Source organism: Paenibacillus sp. Z6-24 (assembly GCF_054161335.1).
This window is the reverse complement of sequence record NZ_CP096398.1, coordinates 2,772,168-2,796,511: the sequence shown is the minus strand read 5'-3', so window position 1 is coordinate 2,796,511 and position 24,344 is coordinate 2,772,168. Positions and strand designations below refer to the sequence as shown.

Below are 24,344 nucleotides of genomic sequence, written 5' to 3'. Positions count from 1 at the left end.
TCCACCTTTATAGATATGATTAGGGTTCATCTTAAAAGAATATATTCATGTAACAATTGATATAGCACATCTCTGTAATCTGAATATTTCAGATACTTACTATCATACTACATCGGTATCTGAAAAACATTTTGTGATGCTTTCGTTCCAATTCCCATTATGTATTACACAGAAAATGTTATTTTGTTGCATCATTAACACAAAAACGTCCTACCCTAGTAATAGAGACATTCTCTATCATAGAACAGGACGCCTGCTTTTTTGCTACATAAATGTAATAACTGTCAGGTCACGGCAGCAGGATCATTCAGAAATGTTATGGGCCTGCGGATCCGGCTTATAGGTGGAAGTGTAGTCCTCATAGACCAGATCAATCATCATTCCCATCGACGCATGGTGCAGTTCATGGCAGTGGAACATCCAGATCCCTGGATTGTCTGCCAGCAGAGCGATTGTATACGTTTCGCCCGGCCGCATGTTCAGTGTATCTTTCCAGAGTGGAGAACCGGAGACCGGCTGACCATTTTTGGATAATACCTGGAAAATATGACCGTGCAGATGCATGGGATGATCTTCGTTTACGGATTTATTGGTCATGGTGATCTTTACCGTATCTCCGGTCTTGACGGTCATATTGTCTGCTTTGGGATAGGCCTTGTCATTGATTGTATACATGGTCTGTCCATCGCTGACTCCCATATTGAGCGTCATCTGATAATCCTGATCATAGGATTGATGCAGATTGAACGTTGAGGAGGCAGGCTTGCCGTAACGGGTAAGATCAAGTTCGGGCCAGCCGGAGACGATCTCGGTCGTGAGCTTGGCCTGCTGGCTGTTTATCTGATCATTAATTTGCTGATCGGTCCATGTGTCAGAACCCGTCTCGGTCACAACAGGTATACGTATGGAGCGTGCAAAGTCAGAATCGCCCACTGTTCCTATTACCTGTACGCCCGGTTGGCTGGCTCTGAATTCCACATCATAGCGTTCACCGGGTGCGATACGGATCAGTCCATATCTGAGCATCTGCGGATCGTTAATATCCTCGCCATCGGACGATACGACGCGGTAGGCGGGCTGATTAATGTAAAGCAGCTGAGTCATATTGCCTGCATTAACGAAGCGAAGACGCACCTGCTCACCGGGATGCGTACGCACCGGTTCGATACTGTCACCGCTGCGTCCGTTGATGGTATAGATATTATACATGCCCATATTGCTGCTGAGTGCAGCCGTATTGGCTTCGCGATCGGGAGCATGGGTATTTGGATCATTCCATTCATCCAGCACCAGCGTACGATCGACGTCTGCCAACTCAGCATTTTTATTTTTGACTATAAAGGTACCGTATAAACCCTTGCCAATCTGGTTCAGGCTGTCCTGATGGGAATGATACCAGTACGTTCCGGCATAAACCGCTTTGAAAGTGTAGGTAAATGTACCTCCAGGCTGAACAGCATCCTGGGTGACGCCAGGTACACCATCCATGGCGACCGGCAGTACGACCCCGTGGAAATGAATGGAGACAGGCACATCTAGTTCATTTTTGAGATGAACGGTAACGGTATCTCCCTGGGTCACTTCAATCTGTGGACCGGGCACGGAGCCGTTGAAGGTCCAGACGGGCAAATATTTGCCTTTCTCAATCTCCAAATGGGCTTTACGTGCAGTAAGGGTAATTTCCTTGCCGGTCAATGTCTGCTGTTCGGTAGTGATGTCTGCCGGCTTGGCGGTGACGCTGCCTTCCGGTGCAGCAGTTGTTGTGCCCATATGAGCACTGTGATCCATATTCATGGAGTGACCGGACATGGAGGTATCGGATGAATCGGCAGCAGCAGGCTGCTCGGTATGGGATGAACTGCTGCAACCTCCAATAAGCAGCAGAGCAGCCATCAGCATGACCAGAAGGCTGAGCGTCTGATAGGAAAACGGACGAGCAGAGTGAAAAGATGTAGAATCGGATTTGAAATGCAACATCATCGCTCCCTTGATATATAAATATGCCATCCGGATTGCTCCAAAAGAAGACAAAAACGGATCGGATAAAATTGAAATGGAAACTAGGCCAAAATACACAGTCAGGGTACAGGGTAAAACAAACAAACCTGGCTTATCTATTCTATTATGCCTCAAATTGCGAAAGAGTAGGACTTATGGAATTGTCATTTTATTGACGATTAGAACTTGCTGTCTATCTGCAACTGGTAACAAAAATGTTATAATTTGAGCTTGCTAAGTGTTTTGTTTGCTATATTACTGTTTAATAATCTCTCACCGGGCTCTAAATTTGCGCTGGTGTCAGCTGACTGAACCGGCCGATTCAAGGTGATGGATAAACCGCAAAGGAGGAGAGAGAGCAGCCCCCAACATAGAAGTACGGAGCCGAATACTTAACAGCATGATCGCACAACCCAAACTTATTCCAATACGGAGGTAGATGACGAAATGTTTAATTATTCCAAAAAGGCTTCCATTCTGGTAGCCGCTTCAATTTTTGCTGCAGGAGGAAGCTTTGTGGCAGCGCCAAGCGCGCATGCGGCAATCGAAAGCAATGTGGTTGCCAATGATATTGCATGGACCAACACATCTGCTCCTGCTGCACCTAGTAACGTGCAGGCGCGTTCAGGTTCCAACCAGGTTGTACTGACATGGGCACCTGTACAGGGAGCAGTCAGCTATGATGTGAGACGATATGATGTAGTCAACAATACGTATGACAGCGTAGCAGCCAACACGTACACTGTTCATACAACTGGTGTAACCGATGCGGTATATGCAGATACTTCAGTTATGAATGGCAAAGTGTATGGCTACGTTGTTAATGCAGTATATGGAGATGGACAGATCAGCCAGATGTCCATGCCAGTTGTAGCTGCACCGATGGCTCAATCCGGCAATGCGGCACAATCTCTGATGGTGCGATCCAGCTCTCCATCCGGCAGCACTTCCGGTGCGATCCGTCCGATGATCAACATTATGAATACAGGCAGTGAAGATGTAAACTTGAGCGATGTCCGCATCCGCTATTACTTTACAGGCGGTAATGGCCTGACAGCCAAAAATGTCTCGATGGGCAATGTTGGCTTTGGTGCCAACAATGTAGAACCGTACATCGTGAACATGGAACAACCTCAAACAGGTGCAGACAGCTACCTGGAGCTGCGCTTCAATGCAGAAGCCGGTATCATTCCTGCTGGTGGCGAGACAGGCGACATGAGCTTCACGATCCAGCGTTCCGGCGGTTCAGCTGTATCGGATTACTCCTCTAACAACAGCACAACGATGAGCGATAACAATCACATTGTGCTGTACTATCAGGGCGCACCGGTATGGGGACAAGATCCGGGTGTAACTGAAGAATAAGTGAAAGTTTAATAAATACGGCCGCAGGCACATTGTAAATGTGATATCAAAAAGCAGGCGTTTCCCTCATGGAAACTGCCTGCTTTTTTTCACTCTCGTGCGGTTCAGTATATTTTATTCATTACATTCTTGATTAGTTACTTACAAAATGTTAACATACTTATAAAAAATAAGTGAATATAGAGAAGAGGAATTCATTATGACTACTCACGTAATCAGTCCTGCGCTGGAGATTGGTCTGGTCAAGATCAAAGTCAGCCAGTTGGAGCGCTCGATAGCTTATTATACGGATGTAATTGGTCTGCAGGTGCTGAAGCAGGATGAGACAACAGCTCAACTGTCAGCAGATGGAATACACCCGATTGTCATTATTGAGGAAATTGTTAATGCGATCATCCTGCCCCAGAATTCCACTGTCGGATTGTATCATTTTGCTATTTTATTGCCGGATCGGGTCAGTCTGGGAATTGCTCTGCGCCATCTGCTGAAACATCGACAAAATATTGGCCAGGGAGATCATCTGGTAAGCGAAGCACTGTATCTGAATGACCCGGATAACAATGGAATCGAGATTTATGCAGACCGGCCGAGAGACACCTGGCAAAAGGATGAGCATGGCCATGTGATGATGGGGACAGAGCCTGTTGATGTGGATGGACTGCTGGAACTGGCAGAAGGCAAAGCGTGGAACGGACTGCCTGCAGGCACAAAAATAGGCCATGTACATTTTCATGTATCTGACCTCATGGAAGCGCGCCGATTTTATGTGGATATCCTCGGTTTTGAAATGATGCTGACGGATAATCGTTCGGTCGCCTTTATATCGGCGGGAGGTTATCACCACCATATGGGGCTCAATACCTGGGCAGGCGTTGGGGCACCAAAGGCACCGGCCAACGCTACAGGTATGGACTACTATTCATTGCAGCTGCCGGATCGTCAGTTCCTCAATGAAGTCGCTGAACGGCTCCGGGCAGCAGGAATCCCGGCTGAGCAGGATGGGCCGGCCCTGTGGGTTACGGACCCTAGCAATATCCGGATTCTTTTTTATACAGCATTGGTTTAATAGAAGTCGGTGTCACCATTCTGTTCAATGGTCGGTTCCCAGTTATCCGAACCGACCGACGAATAGCTGGCCAGGGAAGCTCCGATAATGACCACGATAAACAGAACGACCAGAATATGAATGACAAATCCGATGATTCCGCATACCAGTCCTCCAATCGCAAGTCCGCGTCCCTGCTGATAGCGATGCCGCAGTTCTTTCATAGCGATAACAGCAAAAATAATTGCGAGAATGCCAAGAATAACTCCGATTCCCGGAAAAATCATAATCGATACGATCGATGAAATTCCCAGTACCAGCGCGGCGATTGCCTTGCCATTATTGGGTGCCGGTCCATATTGCTGATGATAAGGATCATATTGATTATATGGGGGCATGCCACTTCCCGGTGGGCGTGAATACGGATCTTCAGGTCCCATTGTAATTCCTCCTTCGTAAGGTTATGTATGAAGCTTTTTGAATACGAATGTTAGTATCTATTCAACCATCTTTTACATAATACCAACATTTCTTTATAAAAGCATTTCAAATTGCACTTATAATGAAGAAATAAACAGAAATACGGGACTTCTCGGTGTGGAGAAGTCCCGTATGGGTAATATGAATAATTACAGCGAGCTTGGCAGGGAACGATTCATGGTCAGGTAGCTGGCTGTCAGCTCATCGAACCACTGTTTGTCTTTGACAACAAGTGCCAGATCGATCAGGCTTTTGAGCTGATCGGATTCCAGAATGACCTGATCCTGGAAGGAGATTTCAGCTGTGGCGGATACTTTGCCGTCAGCGTCCTGTTCCATGAATACGCGGATGGTGCTGTCCATGTACTCCTGTCTGAGGAAGTAGATGATTTCGCTCATCAGGATCGGACGAGAATGAGTTGGATAGATGCAGTCCATTACTTTAACCCAGTAATGTTTATTCGTCAGAGAGACGCTGCCGGTTTCATTGATCAGGCGGGCATCAGCTTCAATGTGATATTGCAATTCCATGGTTTGTACAGGAAAGTTTCTGTTCAATTGTTTATGGAGGACAGCATATATTTGCTCTTCGTTTAATTTAATCATGCTAATCATTCCTTTTCAATATTATAGTTTTGGGATCTGAATGTTAAAGTTCATATTCAAGATTAAGGTAATTTCGACTTGGTAATTCTTGCTTATTGAATAAATATATCGGTCAATAGTCTTATATATTGTATAGTGATGTTGTCGAAAAAGATAAAAAAATGATGTAAATGTTAGAGGTGACGTTATGCCAGCGATTGCAGATCATATTCAGCACAATCTTTCCATTCTGTTCATCGGATTCAACCCAAGTCTTCGTTCCGGAGAATTGGGACATCATTATGCCAATCCGCGCAATCGATTCTGGCAGATCCTGTACCGGGCAGGCCTTACGCCGCGTCTGTATCATCCGGAAGAGGATGGAGATCTGCTGGAGCTTGGATACGGATTTACCAATATTGTGTCCCGGCCTACCCGCGGGGCGGAGGATATTTTGCCGGAGGAATACCGTCAGGGCAGAAAAGAACTGCGTCATAAACTGTCCGTGTATCAGCCGCGGATTGCCTGTTTTGTCGGCAAAGGGGTGTACACTCAGTACAGCCAGCGCCAGCAGGCATTATGGGGATTCCAAGATGAGCCGATAACGCCGGGTATTCATGAATTTGTAGCACCATCGTCGAGCGGTTTGGTACGTATTCCGCTGGATGATATTGTTTATATTTATAGCCAGTTACGAGAGCGGTTATCTGCAGATGAATAGGAATCTTCCTTTGCCATTCCAATTGCGTTTTGATTGCATTTAATGAAGGAAAGTAACAGGCAGGAAAGAGGTCTGCAGGAAATATAACAGCTGTTAAGGTATCATCGGTGAAAAGGAATTCCCAGTTTATAGTTATTGACAATCCTTTTCGAAAAAGCTTTAATTATATAGACCGATCGTTATAATTAATTTGAAGGATGTGATTCCATTGAGTGAAAAGTCGAATGCTAGACAGCTGATTGTCGATACAGCAGCCAGACTTTTCTTTTCACAGGGATATCATGCTACCGGTCTTAGCCAGATCATTAAAGAGAGTGAGACGCCGAAGGGCTCGCTATATCATTATTTTCCGCGCGGCAAAGAAGAACTGGCTCATGAGTGTATCCAGCAGACCAATCAGCATATTCTGGATAAATTCAGGGAGACATTTGCCAAGCATGACAATACGGGAGATGCGATTCGCTATTTTATTCATCAAACGGCTGAGGATGCGGAGAAGGCAGAGTATACCGGTTTTTTGCCTTTCAGCTTCTGGGCGGCAGTAGAGACTTCCTGTATTAGCGATAAGCTGCGCCAGGCCTGTCAAAATGTATTTGCAGATTGGCAGCAGATTATTGCAGAACAATTGGAGCAGGAGGGAGCTTCCAAGCAGAGAGCCAATGAGGCCGCACTGCTGATGATTTCCATGATGGAGGGCGCTCTAATCATCAGCTTGACCAATCAGAGCAAGGAACCGATGCTCACGGCAGCGGACTATTTGTCTGTCGTTATGAAGAGCGCAACCATGAATCACTAAAGAAATAAGTATAGAGAGATTAAAGGAGGATGGGATCGTGGACGTGCCCATGAAGACAGGTCCTGCAAAGGACCAGCAAGAAACAAAACAATATAAGGTACTGCCGATTTTATTCGCGATGCTGTTAAGCGGATTTATCGGATTGTTCAGTGAAACAGCACTGAACGTGGCGATTACGCCGCTGATGGCTCTATTGGAAGTAGGACCGACGACCATTCAATGGCTGACTACCGGTTATCTGCTGGTAATGGGGATTTTGGTGCCGATCTCTGGCCTGCTGCTGCAATGGTTTACGACAAGACAGTTATTTACGACTTCGCTTATTTTTTCAATTGCAGGAACAATTGTTGCTGCACTGGCGCCAAGCTTTGAAATTCTGATGGTGGCACGGGTGCTGCAGGCGGTAGGTACGGCACTGCTGCTGCCGCTTATGTTCAATACGATTCTGGTTATTTTCCCGATTGAGAAAAGGGGTTCGGCCATGGGTCTGATCGGACTCGTTATTATGTTCGCTCCTGCGAGCGGACCGGCAATTTCAGGTCTGATTCTGGCGAACCTGACATGGCACTGGATTTTCTGGATTTCGCTTCCATTCTTTGTTATTTCCCTGGTATGCGGACTTCTGTTCCTGCCGAATATTTCCAGATTGACCAAGCCGAAAATTGATATTCTGTCGATTGTTCTATCTACGCTCGGATTTGGTGGTATCGTATACGGATTTAGCAGTGCGGGAGGCCATGGAGAAGCAGGAGGTGGCTGGACCAGTCCGGTCGTTATCGCTGCTCTGCTGATCGGCGGTATATCGCTGCTCATCTTCTCTATCCGTCAGCTACGGATGGAACAGCCGGTTATGAACCTGCGCGCATTCCGGTTCCCGATGTTCACGATCGGTCTGATTCTGGTATTTATCTGTATGATGATCATTCTGTCGTCCATGCTGATCCTGCCGATGTATCTGCAGCAGGGTATGGCTCTGACAGCACTGGCAGCTGGTCTTATCCTGTTGCCGGGCAGTCTGCTGAATGGACTGCTGTCGCCGATCATGGGTCGTTTGTTCGATAAATTTGGACCGAAGTGGCTCGTCATTATCGGTCTGGCGGTTGTATCGGTAATCCTGTTCATGTATACAGGCATTAATGCGGCAACCCCTGTCGGCATGATCATTGCGATGCATCTGTTCATGATGGTCGGTATTTCCATGATTATGATGCCTGCACAAACGAATGGTCTGAATCAGCTGCCGAGCGAGTTTTATCCGCATGGTACAGCGATTATGAATACTCTGCAGCAGGTGGCCGGTGCCATTGGTACTGCGCTGGCTGTCAGCATTCTGAGTGCCGGACAGACCGGATATCTGAGCCGCATCGCTAATCCGCAAAGTCCGGAGAACCAGTTGGCTGGCTTTACGGTAGGTATCCAGCACGCATTTATCTTCGCTCTGGTCCTGTCCCTGATCGGTCTGGTATGCTCCCTGTTCATCAAGCGCGTACAGGTAGGCAAACAGCCAGGCCAAGGCCCAATGCACTAAAATCTGATTGGCTAACCGGTACAACGTCCCATGTACCGGTCAGCGGTACAACGTCCCATGTACCGGTCAGCGGTACAACGCGTTACCTGCTCTAATTCATTTATGCCCTGCCTTTTCTCATCGGAAAGGCAGGGCATTTTCATTTCATGGCAGCCAAAGACTGTAACCTACTATACTGCCGGAGCTGTTAGTATACCGGATGATACAAATGGGCATTCCGATTTTCATATATCTGCATTACATCTGTATGTATGAGACGATGCCCAATATAATGTATAAATGATGGAAACATGCCAAAGTTATGAGATATAACACGCATAATAATCGTCTTGACACGTGAATTACGCTATAGTAAAAGAAATAAAACCTACCATCCAAGGAGGAATAAATATGATAACTATACATGCCGAATCTATCTCTACTATCGAAAACTATAAGTTGCTCACCGGTTCGGTGGTTCCAAGACCGATTGCGATGGTCACCAGCCTGTCGGAAAATGGAGTTCTTAATATCGCACCGTTCAGCTATTTTAATATCGTGGCTTCCGATCCTCCGATTCTGTCGGTATCGATTGCCCGCAAACAGGGACAGATGAAGGACACTACACGTAATATTATGAACAGCAAGGAACTGGTTATTCATATTGTTCATGAAGAAATGACAGAACAGATGAACCATACAGCAGCGAATCTGTCTCCCGATCAGAGTGAACTGGATCTGACCGATCTACATACGGTACCTAGTGAAAAAGTGGCTGTACAGGGAATTCAGGAATCGCTCGTCCGGTACGAATGTCAACTGGACCAGCATGTGGCCATCACCAATGACGAAGGGATCATTGTACAGGATCTGCTGCTGGTGCGGGTGTTGTGTTATCATTTTGACGAAACGGTCATTGATCATGAGCATATGTATATTCTCACCGAGCAGCTGAAGCCGGTGGCTCGTCTTGCGGGTAATAATTATGCAGGGTTGGCACAGCAGTTCAGCTTTGACCGTCCGAGCTGATTATTCGTCCGCTTTTATTGTCTAATGGTATGAGAGAGATTCAACATATAGAGGGGGATATCTATGGTAAAGGCACTGGGTGGCAAAAAGGTAATCATCGCAGGATCACGCAAACTGGAAGAGATGTGTTCGCTCATCGAACGTCAGGGTGGACAGGCCGAGGTACGTTCGCTGCAGGGAATCAGCATGTTTAGAGAGCAGGAGATGGAGCAGGAGCTGCGCCGCTTTATTGAAGAGCAGCCGGAATGGGTGATCTTCACTACAGGTATCGGCGCCTCTGCTCTGTTCGAAGCGGCCGAGCGGCTCGGTATTGGCGAAGCATTCACAGCAGCTGTTCGACAGGCGAGCATTGCGATTCGTGGGTACAAAACCTATAATACGCTCAAAACGAGAGAGCTGGCTCCCGATGTACGCGATTCGGATGGTACGGTCAAGGGACTGGAAGAGCAGCTGCAGCAGGTCAGTCTGGAAGGGGCACAAATCTGGGTACAGCTGCACGGCGATCCGGCACCGGAACTGGTTGCTTTCTTGGAGGGCAAAGGAGCCGCTTCCGTTCATACGCTGCTGCCCTATCAGAACCTGGGGCCCGAACCTGAGACACTGGCGCAGCTCAGACAGGAGATTGCAGACAGCAAAATCGATGCAATTTGCTTTACAACAGCGGTACAGGTGCGCAATCTGTTTGCGGATGCGGCTGAGCATGGATATACGGATCTGCTAAAGGAAGCCTTATCCTCCCGCATACTCGCTGTATCCGTAGGCAAGGTTACTTCCGAGGCACTGCGGCAGGAAGGTATAGAGCGGATCATCGCTCCGGATAATGAGCGGATGGGTGCCATGATTATTGAAATGAGCAAGTACTACGAACAGCAGTCATCCCCTCACGAAACGGAGTGAATATAGATGAGTCAGCGGTGGACAGCAAGTCAGGTGCCTGATCAGCGTGGCAGGCGTATCATCATAACCGGGGGAAGCGGTGGACTAGGGCTGGAGACAGCGCTTGAACTGGCTGCCAGAGACGCAGAGCTGATTCTGGCTGTACGTAACGCCGGTAAAGGAGAACAGGCTGCGAAACAGATCAGCCAGCGTTATCCACAGTCACGGGTTGAGGTAATGCCGCTTGATCTGGCGGATCTCGATAGTGTAAAAGCATTTGCCGATATGTACCGGAGCCGTTATGATTCTCTGGATATTCTGATCAATAATGCAGGCGTCATGATTCCGCCTTACCAGAAAACCCGGCAGGGATTTGAACTGCAGTTTGGCAGCAATCATCTGGGACACTTTGCATTGACCGGACATCTGCTGCCGCTGCTGCTTCGTACTCCTCTTGCCCGGGTGGTGACACTCAGCAGTATTGCTGCACGGACCGGCTATATTTACTTCAACAATCTGGACGGACGAATCGGCTATAGCGCCGGCAAGTTCTACTGCCAGAGCAAACTCGCCAATCTGCTGTTTGCCAAGGAACTGCAAAAAAGACTGACCGAAGCAAGAGCCGATACAATCAGTGTAGGCTGCCATCCCGGGATCGCCAATACCAATCTGGTCTCCCGAGGTTCCGGCAAACAGGCCATCTGGCCGGTGCGCTTTGCCTGGGGGCTGTTCAGCCAGACAGCGGCCTTTGGCGCACTGCCTACGTTATATGCGGCTGCAGAGCCGTCGCTGATTGGCGGCGAATTTATCGGACCTGACGGTCCGGGCAGCCGCAAGGGGTATCCGCATCATGATATTTCTTTTGGACACAAGGTGAATTACGAGACTGCTGCCAAGCTGTGGGACGTATCCGAGCAGCTGACCGGAGTGCATTACGAGTTTGCAGCAGCATATCCGACCCAAGAATAAAGTAAGTTGAAACTTACATATCCTTTTCATGAAAAGGATGTATTCTCATGTCAGGTTGTGCTAGAATAAAGGGACTATAAGCGAAGGAGAATTACAACTATGACTATACCAAAAACCTTAACGATAGCCGGCTCGGACACAAGCGGCGGAGCAGGAATTCAAGCGGATTTGAAAACCTTTCAGGAATTAGGCGTTTATGGTATGACCGTGCTGACGACCATCGTGGCGATGGAGCCGGAGACATGGAATCACCAGGTATTTCCGGTGGAACTGAATGTCGTCGAAGCGCAGATGCGTACAGTACTGGAGGGAATCGGATTTGACGCGATGAAGACAGGAATGCTCGGTTCGGTAGAGATTATCGAACTCGTTGCCAGCTACCTGAAGCGTTATCCGCTGAATCGTATTGTTATCGACCCGGTTATGGTCTGCAAAGGAACGGATGAAGTGCTTCAGCCCGAAAATACGGAAGCCATGCTGGAACTGCTCATTCCGGGCGCTGATCTGGTAACTCCGAATCTGTTCGAAGCTTCCCAGCTGGCGAAGACCGGTCCAATTACCACGGAAGAGCAGATGAAGGAAGCGGCAGTGCGCATCTATGAGCGCGGAGCCAAGCACGTACTGATCAAGACGCGCGGCAAAGTTAAAGAAGGCAAAGCGCTTGACCTGCTGTATGATGGTCAGAGCTTTGACTGGTTTGAAGTGGATGCGATTGCGACCGATTATACGCATGGCGCAGGCTGCACCACTTCCGCAGCGGTAACCGCAGGACTGGCAAAAGGACTTGCCGTGAAGGATGCCTACAGCGATGCCAAAAACTTCATCACCCAGGCGATTTCCAACGGATTCCCGCTGAACCGCTATGTGGGTCCTACACTGCATGCGGCTCACCGTCTGCAACTGAAATAACAGCCTGTAGAGTGGAGGAAATGCTATGAAGCGCTTATCCAAATGGCTGCTGGGCACCGGGCTGGTGCTGATGCTTATCCTGGTCAGCGCCTGTTCGTCCGACAAGAACCAACCGGCTCAGCCGCCGGCAGCAAGTGAGAATACAACCGGTACGGCAACAGATGCCCAGCCGGGAGGTAATGGTACGACGATACCGGAGTCCGGCAGCGACGCAGGGACTACCGGTTCGACAGACGGCAGTTCAGAAGCGACCGGTACCGTACCGGACAGCAGCTCAGGAGCGGCAGGCAGTACTGTAAATCCGGGCAGCGGCACAGGCAGTACGGATGGAGGTAACGATAAAGGAATCAGCAACAATGCTAATCCCGAGCTGACACCGGAGACCAAGGAACTGAAAATTAGTTCGGTCCAGCAGGGGCCCGGCCAGCTGTTCCTGCGTGTCGAATCTTTACCGCAGGGCTACAAAGTAAGCAATATGGAGTGGCAGTCCGACAACTCCAATGACACAGCTTCATTTGAGCAGGCTGTACAAAATGGTAAAAATGGCAAGGATGGATTTTTCGCCAGCAGTGACCAGCGCAATTTTGGTTTTATTTATAATCAGAGCCACAGTGGAGAACAAGGAAAAGTAACGCTTACGCTTCGGAATGAAGCGGGAGATGAATTGACCTGGTATGAAGATGTGACCTTGCAGTAAATAAAATTGTTATGGTACTCCGGACAATTCCAAATGCCTCTGCCGATCATCGCGGCAGGGGTATTTTAGCGCCGAAATACCCCTGTATTTATTCTGTAACAACTAATTTTTTCATGAAAATGATCATGGCATATTTACTTAAGATAATTTGTGGAGAGTAGCTATCATTTGCCGATAAAACAGGTAAATGTAAACTATATATAGCTTGTTGAATTCTTAAAGCGGTTATATTTCATTGCACATGACAGGCAGGGCACAGCTATTATCGTTCCCGCTGGCTATTCGTTACAATAGACGTCTCCTGATCGTTCAACAGGCAACTCACAAATGGATCCATTCCATTATGCCAACACGAGAAAGGATATGAGAACATGAGAGTACATCAATTTACCGTTCAAAGTAATCTGGATCGCGCACATCTACTGCGCATCGCCAATGAAGCGTCACGCTTCGCTTCCGATATTCGCGTATCCTTTGGTCCGGACAGCCATCGCAGAGAGGTGGATGTGAAAAGTCTGCTCGGGATGATGCTGACCATCATCTCTGCCAACACCGAGATCTGTCTGACCACACGCGGTAAGGATGAACTGGAAGCACTGGAATATGTACAGTCGCTGTTTGAGCAGACTATTATTGCACCATCCATGTAGTCTGCGAAATGCGGATATAATGAAATCCCCGTCACCGGAGTCAGGTCATTACAGACCTGCTTTCGGCAGCGGGGATTTTTGCCGTGCGCGGGCAGTGGAACAGCAAATCTCGAGTACCTGCAGCATGGAAATTGAAATAAACAGGAAAATTTGTTGACCAGATTATACACCGGAATCAACCATATAACGATAAGACATTATTGAAACTTGTGCAGCCGATACCGCTTGGGCGTAAAACCGCTGTGTTTTTTGAATGCCTTGGAAAAGGAAAATACATCGGGATAGCCTACTGCAAAAGCAATCTCGGCCAATGAGTCATTAGTATCGGATAATAGGCGCCGGGCCTTTTCCATTTTGAGACTGCGTATATATTCTGCAGGCGGAGTTCTGTACTTTTCATGAAACTGCTTGCTGAAATGAGTGCGGTGGATGCCCACATAACTAGCTACCTGGGTTACGGTCAGCCCTTTATCAAAATAGGCATGAATATATTCAATCGCCTGTTCCATCCAGGGCAGCGGGTCCCGGGGAGGTGTATAGTCAGTGCGCGCTGCCTGATTGGCAGACAGCAGTGCAAACATGCCGAAAAGCAGTTCCAGACGATGGAGTTCTGCACTAAAGGTATCAGAACGATGATTCGTGTTTAATATAAGATTATAGTAATGAATCATTTGCTCAAACAGCTCTGTGCTGAGCTCGCTGTAACCATCTTTCATATTACTTTCCTGGATGAGCAGGTCTGCCTGAGGACCCGTAAAACCGACAAAGTAAATGTCCAACGGTTCATCGGTATTGTTAATATATTCAATGGTGGCCATCGAAGGAATACACCATATATTATTCGTGCCAAGTACATAATTATGACCATTCTTGATGATCATGCCACCCTGCCGGTTAGCTGCCCAGAAACAGGTGGGATTGCTGGAAAATAATCGCCGACAGCCGGGTTCTATGGAATAACGGCCTGCCTGTGTAATCCATAGGCCGCCAGTTTGTATAAAAGAAGAAGGGCAAAGTATAAAGCGCTCCAGATTTTCCCTTTCTGCCTGAACGTTCATGTCACTTTCCATTCGCTTGAATTCATCCTTTCTGCTTCAATAGGCTACCCTTCCATTATACAACACATATTGACAAATAAAAACAACACAAAATGACATTGTTTGATAATCTTCATTTTTGCTATGATTTAAATCACGGTATTCCTACTAAATTAATGGGGATATTTTAACTTAGTTAATTTACATAGATTATTGAGTTATGTTAATTGACGATATGAAAATGGAGGATGGTTAATGAAAACTCAACGAATACGATTGGTTTTATTTCTTGTTATGGTGCTTGCGCTTACTGGAGTGTTGTCCGCATGCGGAAGTGGAACGGATCAGGCTGCCGATGGCAAAGTAAGAATCAGTTTCCTTCATTGGCGTGGGGAAGATACACAGACGTTCCAGAAGATTATTGATACTTTTGAACAAAAGAACCCGAATATTGTCGTAGATATGCAAACGCTCACTTCGGATCAGTATCAGACGACAGCACAGGCCAAACTGACAGACGGTTCGGTAGGGGATGTATTTGCTTCGTTCCCGGGTGCACAATTTGAGGCACTGGCCAAAGCCGGTTTGTTCACCGATCTGACGGGTGAATCCTTCCTCGAAAACTACAATACTAATCTGATTGAAGCCGGCAGCAAAGACGGCAAACAGTGGGCTGTTCCTTATCAGCTTGTGTACAACATGCCGATTTACAATAAAGCTATTTTTGAGCAATACGGTCTGACACCACCCAAGGACTGGGAAGGTTTTCTCAAAGCCTGCCAGACGCTGAAGGATAACGGAATTATACCGATTGCCTTTGCCGGTGGGGATATTGGACCAGGGCAATTCATGAATACGATGGTAATGAACAACGAACCGAGTGAAGATATTTTCACCAAGGTCGAATCCGGGCAGGCCAAGCTGACCGATGAATTCTGGGTGAAGACACTGACGCAGTTCAAGGAATTGAATGATAAAGGCTACTTCCAGCCAAATTCACTGGGTACCAAGGACCCGGCTGCAGGTGCACTGTTTATCCAGGGCAAAGCAGCAATGCTGGCTAGCGGTTCATATCAGCTGAGTCAGAATGCCAAACAGAATCCGGAATTGCAGCAGGGACTGCTTGCACCGATTACTGTATCTGCCGATCAAGCCAAATATGAGGGCGTGCATACAAGCACATTCATGCTGGCCGTTAACAGCCGCTCCAAACATCCGGAAGAAGCGAAGAAGTTCCTAGAATTCCTGAGTCAGCCGGATATTGCTGCCCAGTATGCCAATGAAACCGGTCAAAATGTAACGCTCAAAGATATCAAGTATGACAGCAAGGAACTGAACATCGCTCAGGAATGGGCAGACAAGAAGACACTGTTCCAGCCTCGTTATACAATTGTGAATGCCGAGAATCAAAAAGCGGTAACCAACTCGATCCAGGCTGTGCTGGGCGGAGCCACACCGGAACAGGCTGCCCAGGATGCACAGGCCATTATCGATCAACAGAGCGGCCGTTAATCAGGTCTGCCAAGGATCAATATTTTAAAAGATAAAGTAAAGGGATACGGTAACGCTTATGATCAATCGTAAATTACTATGGCTGTTTATGCTTCCTGGAATATTGCTCTATACCGGCCTGTTCGTATATCCGGCTTTATCGGGACTGTTTTACTCATTTACCAATTGGGACGGTGTATCGCCGTCCTATGATTTTGTAGGAGCAGCCAATTACAAGGACAGCTTTGAAAGCATTACTTTCCGTAAAGCTTTTATAAATAATATCAAATTTATGATCGTTGTGGTGGTGCTGCAAACGGTTGTCTCGCTGGTGTTGGCACTGGTACTGGCCAAAAACAGCCGTACTCATATCGTTTTTCGGGCACTGTATTTCTTCCCGGCCATTCTGTCTTCCGTATCGGTAGGTCTGATCTGGTCATTTATCTATGATCCATCGATCGGACTGCTGAATATGTCGCTGCAAAGTGCCGGGTTGGAAAGTCTGATGGGCAGCTGGACAGGGGATGCCAAGATTGCGCTGTATGCGATAGCATTTGTGCAAATCTGGGCACATGCCGGACAGATGATGATTATCTTTATCGCCGGTCTGCATGCGATTCCGGGTGAACTGATGGAAGCTGCACGTATCGACGGTGCCAGCCGGATGCAGATTTTTGGCCGAATTACCTGGCCGCTGCTCGCTCCATCGGCAGCAATTGTTATCTCGTATACAACAATTCAATCGTTCAAGGCGTTTGATCTGATTTTCGTTATGACCGATGGTGGACCGAACTATGCGACCGAGATTCTGACGACGTATATCTATCATCTGGCGTTCTCCAATTACTCTTTCGGGCTGGCATCTGCCGGATCGATGATCTTCCTGGTACTGCTGGGTATTCTGACGTTTTTCCAGTTCAGAGCGCTGCGTCAGGATGGTGCAAGAGGATGAGTCGATACTTTACACGAAAACGGGGTGAGCTGCTGCAATGAAATGGGTTGGACGTATCATCATGATTCTATACGGGCTGCTGGTTGCAGCACCACTGTACTTTGTCGTCGTATCTTCATTTAAGACAAGCCAGTCTTTTTACGCCAATCCGCTGGGCTGGCCGGATACATGGAGTCTGCAGAACTTTATTACTATCTTTGATGCACAGCCGATGCTGCAGTACTTCTGGAACAGTGCGCGGGTTACACTGTTTACGGTAGCAATCGTATTGTTTCTTGGCAGTCTGATTTCATATGCGATTGTGCGGTTGGGCGGCAGACTGGGCAAGTTTGCTTTTGCCTACTTTGTCGCCGGTCTGATTATTCCGTCACAGGTGATCATGCTGCCGCTGTATTCACTCGTGCGCCAGCTGGGCTGGTCGGATAGTCTGACCGCGCTGACGGTGGTCACGGCGGCCGGACTGCTGCCGCTGACCGTATTCACACTGACAGGGTTCATGGAGATGCTGAGCAAGGAAATGATGGAAGCAGGGAGTATGGATGGAGCCGGAGAATGGAAAATTTACTGGCGTCTGGTACTGCCTTTGTCCGGGCCATCGCTCTCGGCGACAGCCGCATTCCTGTTCGTCATGGTATGGAATGACCTGCTGATTCCACTCATGCTGCTCAACAGTACGGAAAAGCTGACCCTGCCGCTGGCGCTGATGCAGTTCCGAGGAGAATATGTCACGGACTACACGATGCTGCTGACCGGCGTTGTCATCACGGCGCTGCCGATGGTGATCTTATTCGTCTTCCTGCAGCGGTTCTTTGTGACGGGTCTGACAGCGGGCTCAGTCAAAGGTTAAACAAGCGCGGAAGTAGAAATGGAAAAAGCCCGGCTGAAACATGGAAGAATCACTTCCGAATGTTCCAGCCGGGCTTTTTTTGTTGTATGGAAAATTTGGCGATAATTCATGGAGAAAGGAAGAAGGGGTGAAATGGAGGACTAATCAGGTGACAATACCCTGACGAATCGCCACGACGGCTGCCTGGGTACGGTCCTTAACCCCGAGCTTCTGGATAATATTGTGCACATGTGTCTTCACCGTGCTCTCGGACACATACAGGTCCGCAGCAATCTCAAAATTGCGCTTGCCGTAGGCAACAGCCTGCAGCACTTCCAATTCCCGTTCGGTGAGCGGCTCTGCCAGCGGCACGGAAGCAGCGGATGAATCTTCTCCATGCTGCACCGAGAGCGGACGTCCGAGCAGCTCTACCAGTGCGCTGCCGGCTGTAGTTGTATTGTAGATCGCACCGCCTGCACAGACCGAGCGGATGCCCTGAATCATTTCATTCATATCAATATCCTTGAGCAGATAACCGGAAGCGCCTGCACGGATACCATCGATGACATATTCCTGTACGTCAAAAGTAGTCAGCAGCACAATCTTGGTCTCCGGCTGCTGCTGTAAAATGGCACGTGTCGCTTCGATACCGGTCCTGCCGGGCATCTGAATATCCATCAGGATCAGATCCGGTCGGTGTTCACCGGCCATCAGTACAGCTTCATCACCGGTGGAAGCTTCGGTCACAACCTGCAGATCTGGCTGTAAATCCAGAATATACCGGATTCCCTGCCGGATGAGTGACTGGTCATCGGCCAGCATAATGCGAATAGGATGGTCAGGCTGGTTCATGGCGTACTCCTTTATTATTCATGATGTAGTGCAAATGACAGCGGCAAACGAGCCTCGACAATCAGGCCGCCGCCTTCACGGGCACGAAATGTACATTGACCCTGCAGTTGTTCACAACGCCGGATCATATTTTGCAACCCAAATCCATGGATTAAAGGCTGTTCTTCACGATAGATACCATTATCTTCGATGCGCATAATCACCTGATCGCCCTGCTGGTCAATCTTCACGTCCACAGCCGAAGCCTGGGCATGACGGACAATATTGGTAAGTGACTCCTGCAGAATCCGGTACAGAATCCCGTCGACAGCTTCTCCCCATTGGGAGTCTGCTGCCTCTGCCTGAAAATCGAGTGTCATCCCCGAACGTTCAGCGACCTGGGAAGCCAGTGTATGCAGCTCGCTGACGCCGCGTTCGCTGGCCGACCAATCCCTCACTACGCTGCGCACCTCGGCAAGTCCCTGACGCGACACATCGAGCAGCTGGTTGACCGTATGCTCCGCTTGATCCGGATTCTGCCGGATCATCCATTTCAGAGCCTGCAGCTGGACGATGATGGAAGTGAAATGGTGGCCAAGACCGTCATGGATCTCGCCGGCAATCCGGGTACGTTCTGCCAGTGCGGCATAGCGTATCGATTGCAGCGCATTTTCCTGCAGTTCGTTGTGGGCGTGCTGAAGCTCATTATGCACGGTCTCCAGCTCCTGCAGCTGCTCGCTGTTAATGCGCAGTACCGAGATATACCGGTAAATGCTATGTACGCCAAAATAAATACTTACCAGCGAGATCAGCATGGAATACGGAAACCCGCGATCATAATCTGCAATCAGCATCAGCACACCGGTTAACAGGGCGAAGAAGGAAGCGATACTCTTCTCCCGTACCGAGATAGTACAGAGAATGGCAAACCATACCCACAGCAGTGCCAGAAAATTGGCCGGGGCATTGGCCATGCGTTCATTCATAAACATCATGACATACAAAAACAAACTGAAAGCGATAATAAACAGCGTATGAAGCTTGAGGGGAGCCCATGTCAGAACGACAAAGATCAGCATGGTTACCGTATAGATGGACCAGATGAAAAGGGACTCCCGAAAATAGATGGTAAAGCAGCTGTACAGCATAATGATGGTCACAGAAAGACGGAATACCAGTGAATGGTTACCCATCAGCCTGTTCAGATTCTCCATAATGATGAATTCCTTCCTGCAGTGGCACTTGTTCCTGCAGCTGACGGTATCAGATTCCGTGAATCAACCGGTTATAATCGAGATAAATCATGATCCGAGTCGTAACGACATTAGCCAGTGCTATGATCAGCAGGCTGTTGGAAATTAGTGTCGCCGTGTCATTGTGATGGGGCAGCAGATACCCTGAATGAATAAGATAACCGGTCAATACACGCACAGCAATCAGCACAAGAACAATGATCATGCTGGTAATAGAAGATTGCATTACAATTTTACCATTTATAGGGTCCTGATGAACAGTATGGTATCGGGAACGGAACCAACCGATCATGGCCCCAATGCTAATGCTGACAAATAGGATGATTTCCATCACCAGACCGCCTGACAGCATAGGCTGAATCTGGGGAGAAACCGTATACAGGAGAATAGCCGGCAGCAGAAACAATCGGATGGGACGAACTTCCTTGATTCTGGACATAGGATCACTCGCTTTCTGTAGATGGAAGAGGAAGCTTATTAGATGTTTTAACGGATACTTCTCCTGCCAATCATGAGGTTACTTTCAGTATAGTTACTTGCAGCAACCACTTCATCGGTGTTTCGATGGATTTGGCGTTAGACATTCTCCATCTCCAGATGGAGAGCATACACTATAATATTTAGAGCACGGGACCTTAGTAGACAAGATTTTTCCTACGCTATATTTCTGAGGGAGAGGAAGATGGTAGAACTGCAAATCATGACATAAAAAAAGGAAAAAACTCTGCCTTTCAGCAAGGAGTTTGTTCCTTTTTGTGTTTCATAGCGACCTGCTACAGATCAGTTATTGAGCACGCTGGACATGTGTCATTGTGCTGCTACAGCCTGAACCTGCTCACGGCAGGCATCCGAGCAGAAGTGCTCATGCTCGTCTTCGCAGCTATCGCATACGATATGCTGAAGATTGCAGACCGGGCAATTGATATAATGATCGGTTGGCTCTTCGCAGTGGAAGCATTTGCCAACGATTACATCTTCATCAGTATGATTGATCGGCACCGAGATGCGTTCATCAAATACATAGCATTTACCGTCAAACAGACGTCCCTGTACTTCAGGGTCTTTGCTGTATGTTACGATACCGCCGTCCAGCTGGGCGACGTCGTTGAAGCCTTCCTTCATCAGGAAGCCGGACAGTTTCTCACAGCGTACGCCGCCTGTGCAGTAGGTAAGGATTTTTTTGTCCTTGTACTCGCTCAGGTTCTCCCGAATCCATTCCGGGAACTCTCTGGATGATTCCACGCCAGGACGGATCGCACCGCGGAAATGACCGATATCATATTCGTAGTCATTGCGTCCGTCGATAACGATGACATCTTCCTGCTGCAGCTGCTCGTAGAATTCTTTCGGCGAGAGGTGCTTGCCGGTGATCTCGTTAGGATTCACATCATCTTCGAGACGGAACGTTACGAGTTCTTTTTTGTGACGCACAAACATTTTCTTGAAAGCATGGCCTTCAGATTCATCAATTTTGAATACCATATCGGCAAAACGGGCATCCGCGCGCAGATCGTTCATATATTTCTCGGTCTGCTCCCATGTACCGGAAAGGGTACCATTGATACCTTCCGGCGCAATCAGAATCCGGCCTTTGATACCAAGATCTTTGCAGTACTGCAAATGCTCGGCAGTCAATGTCTCAGGATCTTCAATATTGACAAATTTATAAAACAGTAAAATCCGGTATGGATCGTTGGACATATTCATCACCTATTATCTTATTAAAATTATCGCAATTTAAAATTTTACGCCTCTTTACATCCTTAGTCAATGAATATGTATAAAAAGATGCTGAAAATGAGAAAAATATTATTTTTTTATGCTTGGGTTTTCAGTAAATGCTATCTATAATAGATAAGATGTTACTTACATGAATGCCAGCGCAAGCAGAGGAGTTACGATGAATTTGAATACATTACATTTTGATCAATTATGCAGCATGAATACGAGTCTGGCTCCATATTCAACATATGAAATTGGAGGGACAGCCAGACATCTGGCTCTGCCTGCCACCACTGAAGAGATTATCGCTCTGCTGGAAGGAAGTCAGCACAAAGGGCTGGATGTCAAATGGTTCGGCATGGGATCGAATATTCTGTTCCCGGATCAGCCGCAGGACGAGACCCTTTTCCTTTCAATGAAAAAACATGTGGAATTGAAATTCTCTCAAGGCAAGCTGTTCGTCTCGGCTGGAGTGCCGATGACCTGGTTGTCGCTGATTGGAGTCTATACGGGAATACAGGGAATGGAATTCACCTACCTGCTGCCGGGCACGATGGGCGCGGGCATTTACATGAATGCCAAATACTTTAACCATGAGATCAGTGATCTGCTGGATAAAGTATATTATATCGACGCCCGGCATCCCGAGCATGGTCTGCAGACGATCGATGTAGAGCAGTGCAATTACGCCTACAAGCAGTCTATTTTCCAGCAGAATCCGTGGATTATCGTTGGAGCGGATCTGAATATCGGGGAATACACGCTTCCCGAGCAACCGACATGGGACGCGATTATGCGGGAGATGGTTACAGCGAGTACGGCGTCTTCCAGTCTGCCGCAGTATTTCCAGTATTACCGGAACTGGATTCCGCGTCTGGAAGAGCAGGGATATGAAGTGCCGGAGATGTTCCGGATCGTGATCGAAGACAGAGGCGGCAAACGACATTTTGATCATGCCTGCTGCGGCTCGGTGTTCAAAAACAACTATGATTTCGGTCAGCCGACCGGCAAGCTGGTCGATCAGCTCGGACTGCGCGGTACGATTCATGGGCAGGCTCGCATCTCGCCGTATCACGGTAACTTTATCCAGAATACTGGCGGAGCGACAGCAGCGGATATTCTGTATCTGATCCAGATGGTACAGGATGCGATCAACAACCGGTTTGGCTTTGTCCCGGAGCCGGAAGTTGTTATTTTGTAATCGAGCACTACAGTTTCGACGGAAGATACGATGTAAGTACACAAAGGAAATATAAAAGGAAATTCAAAAAAGGTACTGCAGCCTGCCCACCGACGATATTCGTCAGACAGCGCTGCAGTACCTTTTTTTACATGCATGATACAGAGCAGAGTACAGGCAGATACTATATATTTCTTCGGCTCATCGGCTTTGGGATTATATATTTTGCGACTACAGCAGTCCTACAACTGTCTGTAGCAGGGGACTATAATTTTTTCTTGGGCTTTGCCCGATGCTGTTTGCTGATCGTTTTCCACTGCTGTTTGTCCTGGCGCATCAGCAGGATATTGTTTTTGCGTTCATTATAGGCGAGCTCTTTTTTGAGCTTTTCCCAATTGGCATAATGCTTGCGTGCCAGTGTACCATCCTGCAGAGCGATCTGTACGGCACAACCCGGTTCGTTGCGGTGAGAGCAATCTCCGAATCGGCACTGCTGAGCAATCGCCTCGATATCCTGAAAAGTCTCTTCCAGTCCTGCTGCAGCATTGCCGATACCGAGTCCGCGCATCCCCGGCGTATCGATCACAATGACGCCGCTTGGCAGCAGATGCATCTCCCGGTGAGTCGTAGTGTGTCTGCCGCGGGCATCATCTTCACGAATACCGCTTGTCTTCATTCGTTCTTCGCCAGCCAGTGCGTTGACGAGCGAGGACTTGCCGACACCGGATGAACCGAGCAGTACAATCGTCTCGCCTGGTGACAGCAGACTGCGGAGTTCATCGAGTCCGGTACCACTCAGACTGTCTACCGCGAATACGGGTACACCGAATGCTGCTGCATTCAGTTCATCCATATAATATGCCAGCCGGTCGGATAGATCCGCCTTGGTCAATACAATGACCGGCCGGGCGCCGCTGTTCCAGGCGATGGTTAGGTAGCGTTCCAGACGGTTGATATTAAAGTCATCATTGGCCGAGTTGACCAGAAAGCAGTAATCAAAATTTGCTGCCACGACCTGCGGTGGCATATCCGGATCAGGATCATCGCGCAGGAAAATGCTTTTGCGTTCCAATACATGGTGGATCAACGAAGTATCTGACGGATGGCTCTCCAGTGCGACAAAGTCTCCAATTGCCGGCCAGTCCGTACGGATAGCATCGCGGAATGAGGAAGACTTGGTCTTGGCGAGATGTTCACCATCAGCCGAGGCGACGCGCATCACATGCTTGAACACAGCTGTTACCCGACCGGGAATAAGCTGCTCGGGCAGCTCCAGCGCCGCAAATTGCGCAGCAAAAAAATCATTATATCCATATTCTTTTAAATTCAATGTAAGTTAGCTCCTTTGGGTATACGGGAGCCAATGATCGATTATCCGTTCACTACTCCCGATTTGAAGTTGGTCATGTACGGCTTGTGGCTGCGA

General features: G+C 48.1%; 23 protein-coding genes and 1 pseudogene. 15 read left to right on the top strand and 9 right to left on the bottom strand.

Annotation, left to right across the window (positions count from 1 at the left end):
- Positions 1–303: 303 nt before the first annotated feature.
- Positions 304–2,007 carry a multicopper oxidase family protein gene (locus M1D61_RS12045; RefSeq protein ID WP_458118766.1) on the bottom strand — a complete coding sequence of 568 codons (1,704 nt, stop codon included), beginning with the start codon at positions 2,005–2,007 and terminating at the stop codon, positions 304–306.
- Positions 2,008–2,445: 438 nt separating this feature from the next.
- Here M1D61_RS12045 and M1D61_RS12040 point away from each other — a divergent pair, with 438 nt between their 5' ends.
- Positions 2,446–3,363: a cellulose binding domain-containing protein gene (locus M1D61_RS12040; protein WP_458118764.1), complete on the top strand. Its 918-nt coding sequence runs from the start codon at positions 2,446–2,448 to the stop codon at positions 3,361–3,363.
- A gap of 199 nt (positions 3,364–3,562) precedes the next feature.
- On the top strand, positions 3,563–4,429 hold the full coding sequence (locus M1D61_RS12035) for a VOC family protein (protein ID WP_458118762.1): 867 nt from the start codon (positions 3,563–3,565) through the stop codon (positions 4,427–4,429).
- Here the strand turns inward: M1D61_RS12035 and M1D61_RS12030 are convergent.
- Both M1D61_RS12030 and M1D61_RS12025 read right to left on the bottom strand, forming a co-directional pair.
- Positions 4,426–4,848: a DUF4190 domain-containing protein gene (locus tag M1D61_RS12030; RefSeq protein ID WP_458118760.1), complete on the bottom strand. Its 423-nt coding sequence runs from the start codon at positions 4,846–4,848 to the stop codon at positions 4,426–4,428. The genes M1D61_RS12035 and M1D61_RS12030 overlap by 4 nt on opposite strands.
- 189 nt (positions 4,849–5,037) lie before the next feature.
- Positions 5,038–5,493, bottom strand: coding sequence for an IDEAL domain-containing protein (locus M1D61_RS12025; RefSeq protein WP_458118758.1), 456 nt, complete (start codon positions 5,491–5,493; stop codon positions 5,038–5,040).
- A 187-nt stretch (positions 5,494–5,680) separates the two neighbouring features.
- Between M1D61_RS12025 and M1D61_RS12020 the strand changes: the two genes are divergently transcribed.
- The 9 genes and pseudogenes from M1D61_RS12020 (at position 5,681) to M1D61_RS11980 (ending at position 13,626) form a co-directional block, all read left to right on the top strand.
- A complete protein-coding gene (locus tag M1D61_RS12020; protein WP_458118756.1) occupies positions 5,681–6,193 on the top strand; it encodes a mismatch-specific DNA-glycosylase in 513 nt (170 codons plus the stop codon).
- A gap of 208 nt (positions 6,194–6,401) precedes the next feature.
- Positions 6,402–6,989 carry a TetR/AcrR family transcriptional regulator gene (locus M1D61_RS12015; RefSeq protein ID WP_458118754.1) on the top strand — a complete coding sequence of 196 codons (588 nt, stop codon included), beginning with the start codon at positions 6,402–6,404 and terminating at the stop codon, positions 6,987–6,989.
- A gap of 62 nt (positions 6,990–7,051) precedes the next feature.
- Positions 7,052–8,517, top strand: a pseudogene (locus M1D61_RS12010) (DHA2 family efflux MFS transporter permease subunit).
- A 390-nt stretch (positions 8,518–8,907) separates the two neighbouring features.
- On the top strand, positions 8,908–9,525 hold the full coding sequence (locus tag M1D61_RS12005) for a flavin reductase family protein (protein WP_458118752.1): 618 nt from the start codon (positions 8,908–8,910) through the stop codon (positions 9,523–9,525).
- A gap of 63 nt (positions 9,526–9,588) precedes the next feature.
- Positions 9,589–10,422, top strand: coding sequence for a uroporphyrinogen-III synthase (locus tag M1D61_RS12000; RefSeq protein WP_458118750.1), 834 nt, complete (start codon positions 9,589–9,591; stop codon positions 10,420–10,422).
- A 6-nt stretch (positions 10,423–10,428) separates the two neighbouring features.
- Positions 10,429–11,370, top strand: a complete 942-nt coding sequence (locus M1D61_RS11995) for an oxidoreductase (protein WP_458118748.1) — start codon at positions 10,429–10,431, stop codon at positions 11,368–11,370.
- Positions 11,371–11,469: 99 nt separating this feature from the next.
- Positions 11,470–12,279, top strand: coding sequence for a pyridoxine/pyridoxal/pyridoxamine kinase (gene pdxK, locus M1D61_RS11990; protein WP_458118746.1), 810 nt, complete (start codon positions 11,470–11,472; stop codon positions 12,277–12,279).
- A gap of 25 nt (positions 12,280–12,304) precedes the next feature.
- A complete protein-coding gene (locus tag M1D61_RS11985; protein ID WP_458118744.1) occupies positions 12,305–12,976 on the top strand; it encodes a hypothetical protein in 672 nt (223 codons plus the stop codon).
- Positions 12,977–13,347: 371 nt separating this feature from the next.
- Positions 13,348–13,626, top strand: a complete 279-nt coding sequence (locus M1D61_RS11980) for an HPr family phosphocarrier protein (protein ID WP_458118742.1) — start codon at positions 13,348–13,350, stop codon at positions 13,624–13,626.
- A gap of 197 nt (positions 13,627–13,823) precedes the next feature.
- Here M1D61_RS11980 and M1D61_RS11975 read toward each other — a convergent pair whose 3' ends face one another.
- Positions 13,824–14,696, bottom strand: a complete 873-nt coding sequence (locus M1D61_RS11975; protein WP_458118740.1) for a helix-turn-helix transcriptional regulator — start codon at positions 14,694–14,696, stop codon at positions 13,824–13,826.
- A 222-nt stretch (positions 14,697–14,918) separates the two neighbouring features.
- On the opposite strand from M1D61_RS11975, the gene M1D61_RS11970 reads away from it, so the two are divergent.
- From M1D61_RS11970 to M1D61_RS11960, 3 genes are read left to right on the top strand one after another with little or no spacing between them, the layout of a single operon-like run.
- Positions 14,919–16,175 carry an ABC transporter substrate-binding protein gene (locus M1D61_RS11970; protein ID WP_458118738.1) on the top strand — a complete coding sequence of 419 codons (1,257 nt, stop codon included), beginning with the start codon at positions 14,919–14,921 and terminating at the stop codon, positions 16,173–16,175.
- 58 nt (positions 16,176–16,233) lie between these two features.
- Complete coding sequence (locus M1D61_RS11965; protein ID WP_458118736.1) at positions 16,234–17,106, top strand: carbohydrate ABC transporter permease; 873 nt, start codon at positions 16,234–16,236, stop codon at positions 17,104–17,106.
- A 37-nt stretch (positions 17,107–17,143) separates the two neighbouring features.
- Positions 17,144–17,953 carry a carbohydrate ABC transporter permease gene (locus M1D61_RS11960; RefSeq protein ID WP_046214316.1) on the top strand — a complete coding sequence of 270 codons (810 nt, stop codon included), beginning with the start codon at positions 17,144–17,146 and terminating at the stop codon, positions 17,951–17,953.
- A gap of 144 nt (positions 17,954–18,097) precedes the next feature.
- Here the strand turns inward: M1D61_RS11960 and M1D61_RS11955 are convergent, their stop codons facing one another.
- From M1D61_RS11955 to trhO, 4 genes are all read right to left on the bottom strand, one after another.
- The gene (locus M1D61_RS11955; RefSeq protein WP_458118734.1) at positions 18,098–18,784 is read right to left on the bottom strand and encodes a response regulator; all 687 of its coding nucleotides are present in this window, start codon (positions 18,782–18,784) and stop codon (positions 18,098–18,100) included.
- Positions 18,785–18,798: 14 nt separating this feature from the next.
- Positions 18,799–19,977 carry a sensor histidine kinase gene (locus M1D61_RS11950; protein ID WP_458118732.1) on the bottom strand — a complete coding sequence of 393 codons (1,179 nt, stop codon included), beginning with the start codon at positions 19,975–19,977 and terminating at the stop codon, positions 18,799–18,801.
- Between the two features lie 49 nt (positions 19,978–20,026).
- A complete protein-coding gene (locus M1D61_RS11945) occupies positions 20,027–20,455 on the bottom strand; it encodes a hypothetical protein (protein ID WP_458118731.1) in 429 nt (142 codons plus the stop codon).
- 368 nt (positions 20,456–20,823) lie between these two features.
- Positions 20,824–21,717: an oxygen-dependent tRNA uridine(34) hydroxylase TrhO gene (trhO, locus tag M1D61_RS11940; RefSeq protein ID WP_046214313.1), complete on the bottom strand. Its 894-nt coding sequence runs from the start codon at positions 21,715–21,717 to the stop codon at positions 20,824–20,826.
- 199 nt (positions 21,718–21,916) lie between these two features.
- Between trhO and murB the strand changes: the two genes are divergently transcribed.
- Positions 21,917–22,939, top strand: a complete 1,023-nt coding sequence (gene murB / locus M1D61_RS11935; RefSeq protein ID WP_458118730.1) for a UDP-N-acetylmuramate dehydrogenase — start codon at positions 21,917–21,919, stop codon at positions 22,937–22,939.
- 244 nt (positions 22,940–23,183) lie between these two features.
- Here the strand turns inward: murB and rsgA are convergent, their stop codons facing one another.
- Positions 23,184–24,248, bottom strand: coding sequence for a ribosome small subunit-dependent GTPase A (gene rsgA / locus M1D61_RS11930; RefSeq protein WP_458118729.1), 1,065 nt, complete (start codon positions 24,246–24,248; stop codon positions 23,184–23,186).
- Positions 24,249–24,344: the final 96 nt, after the last annotated feature.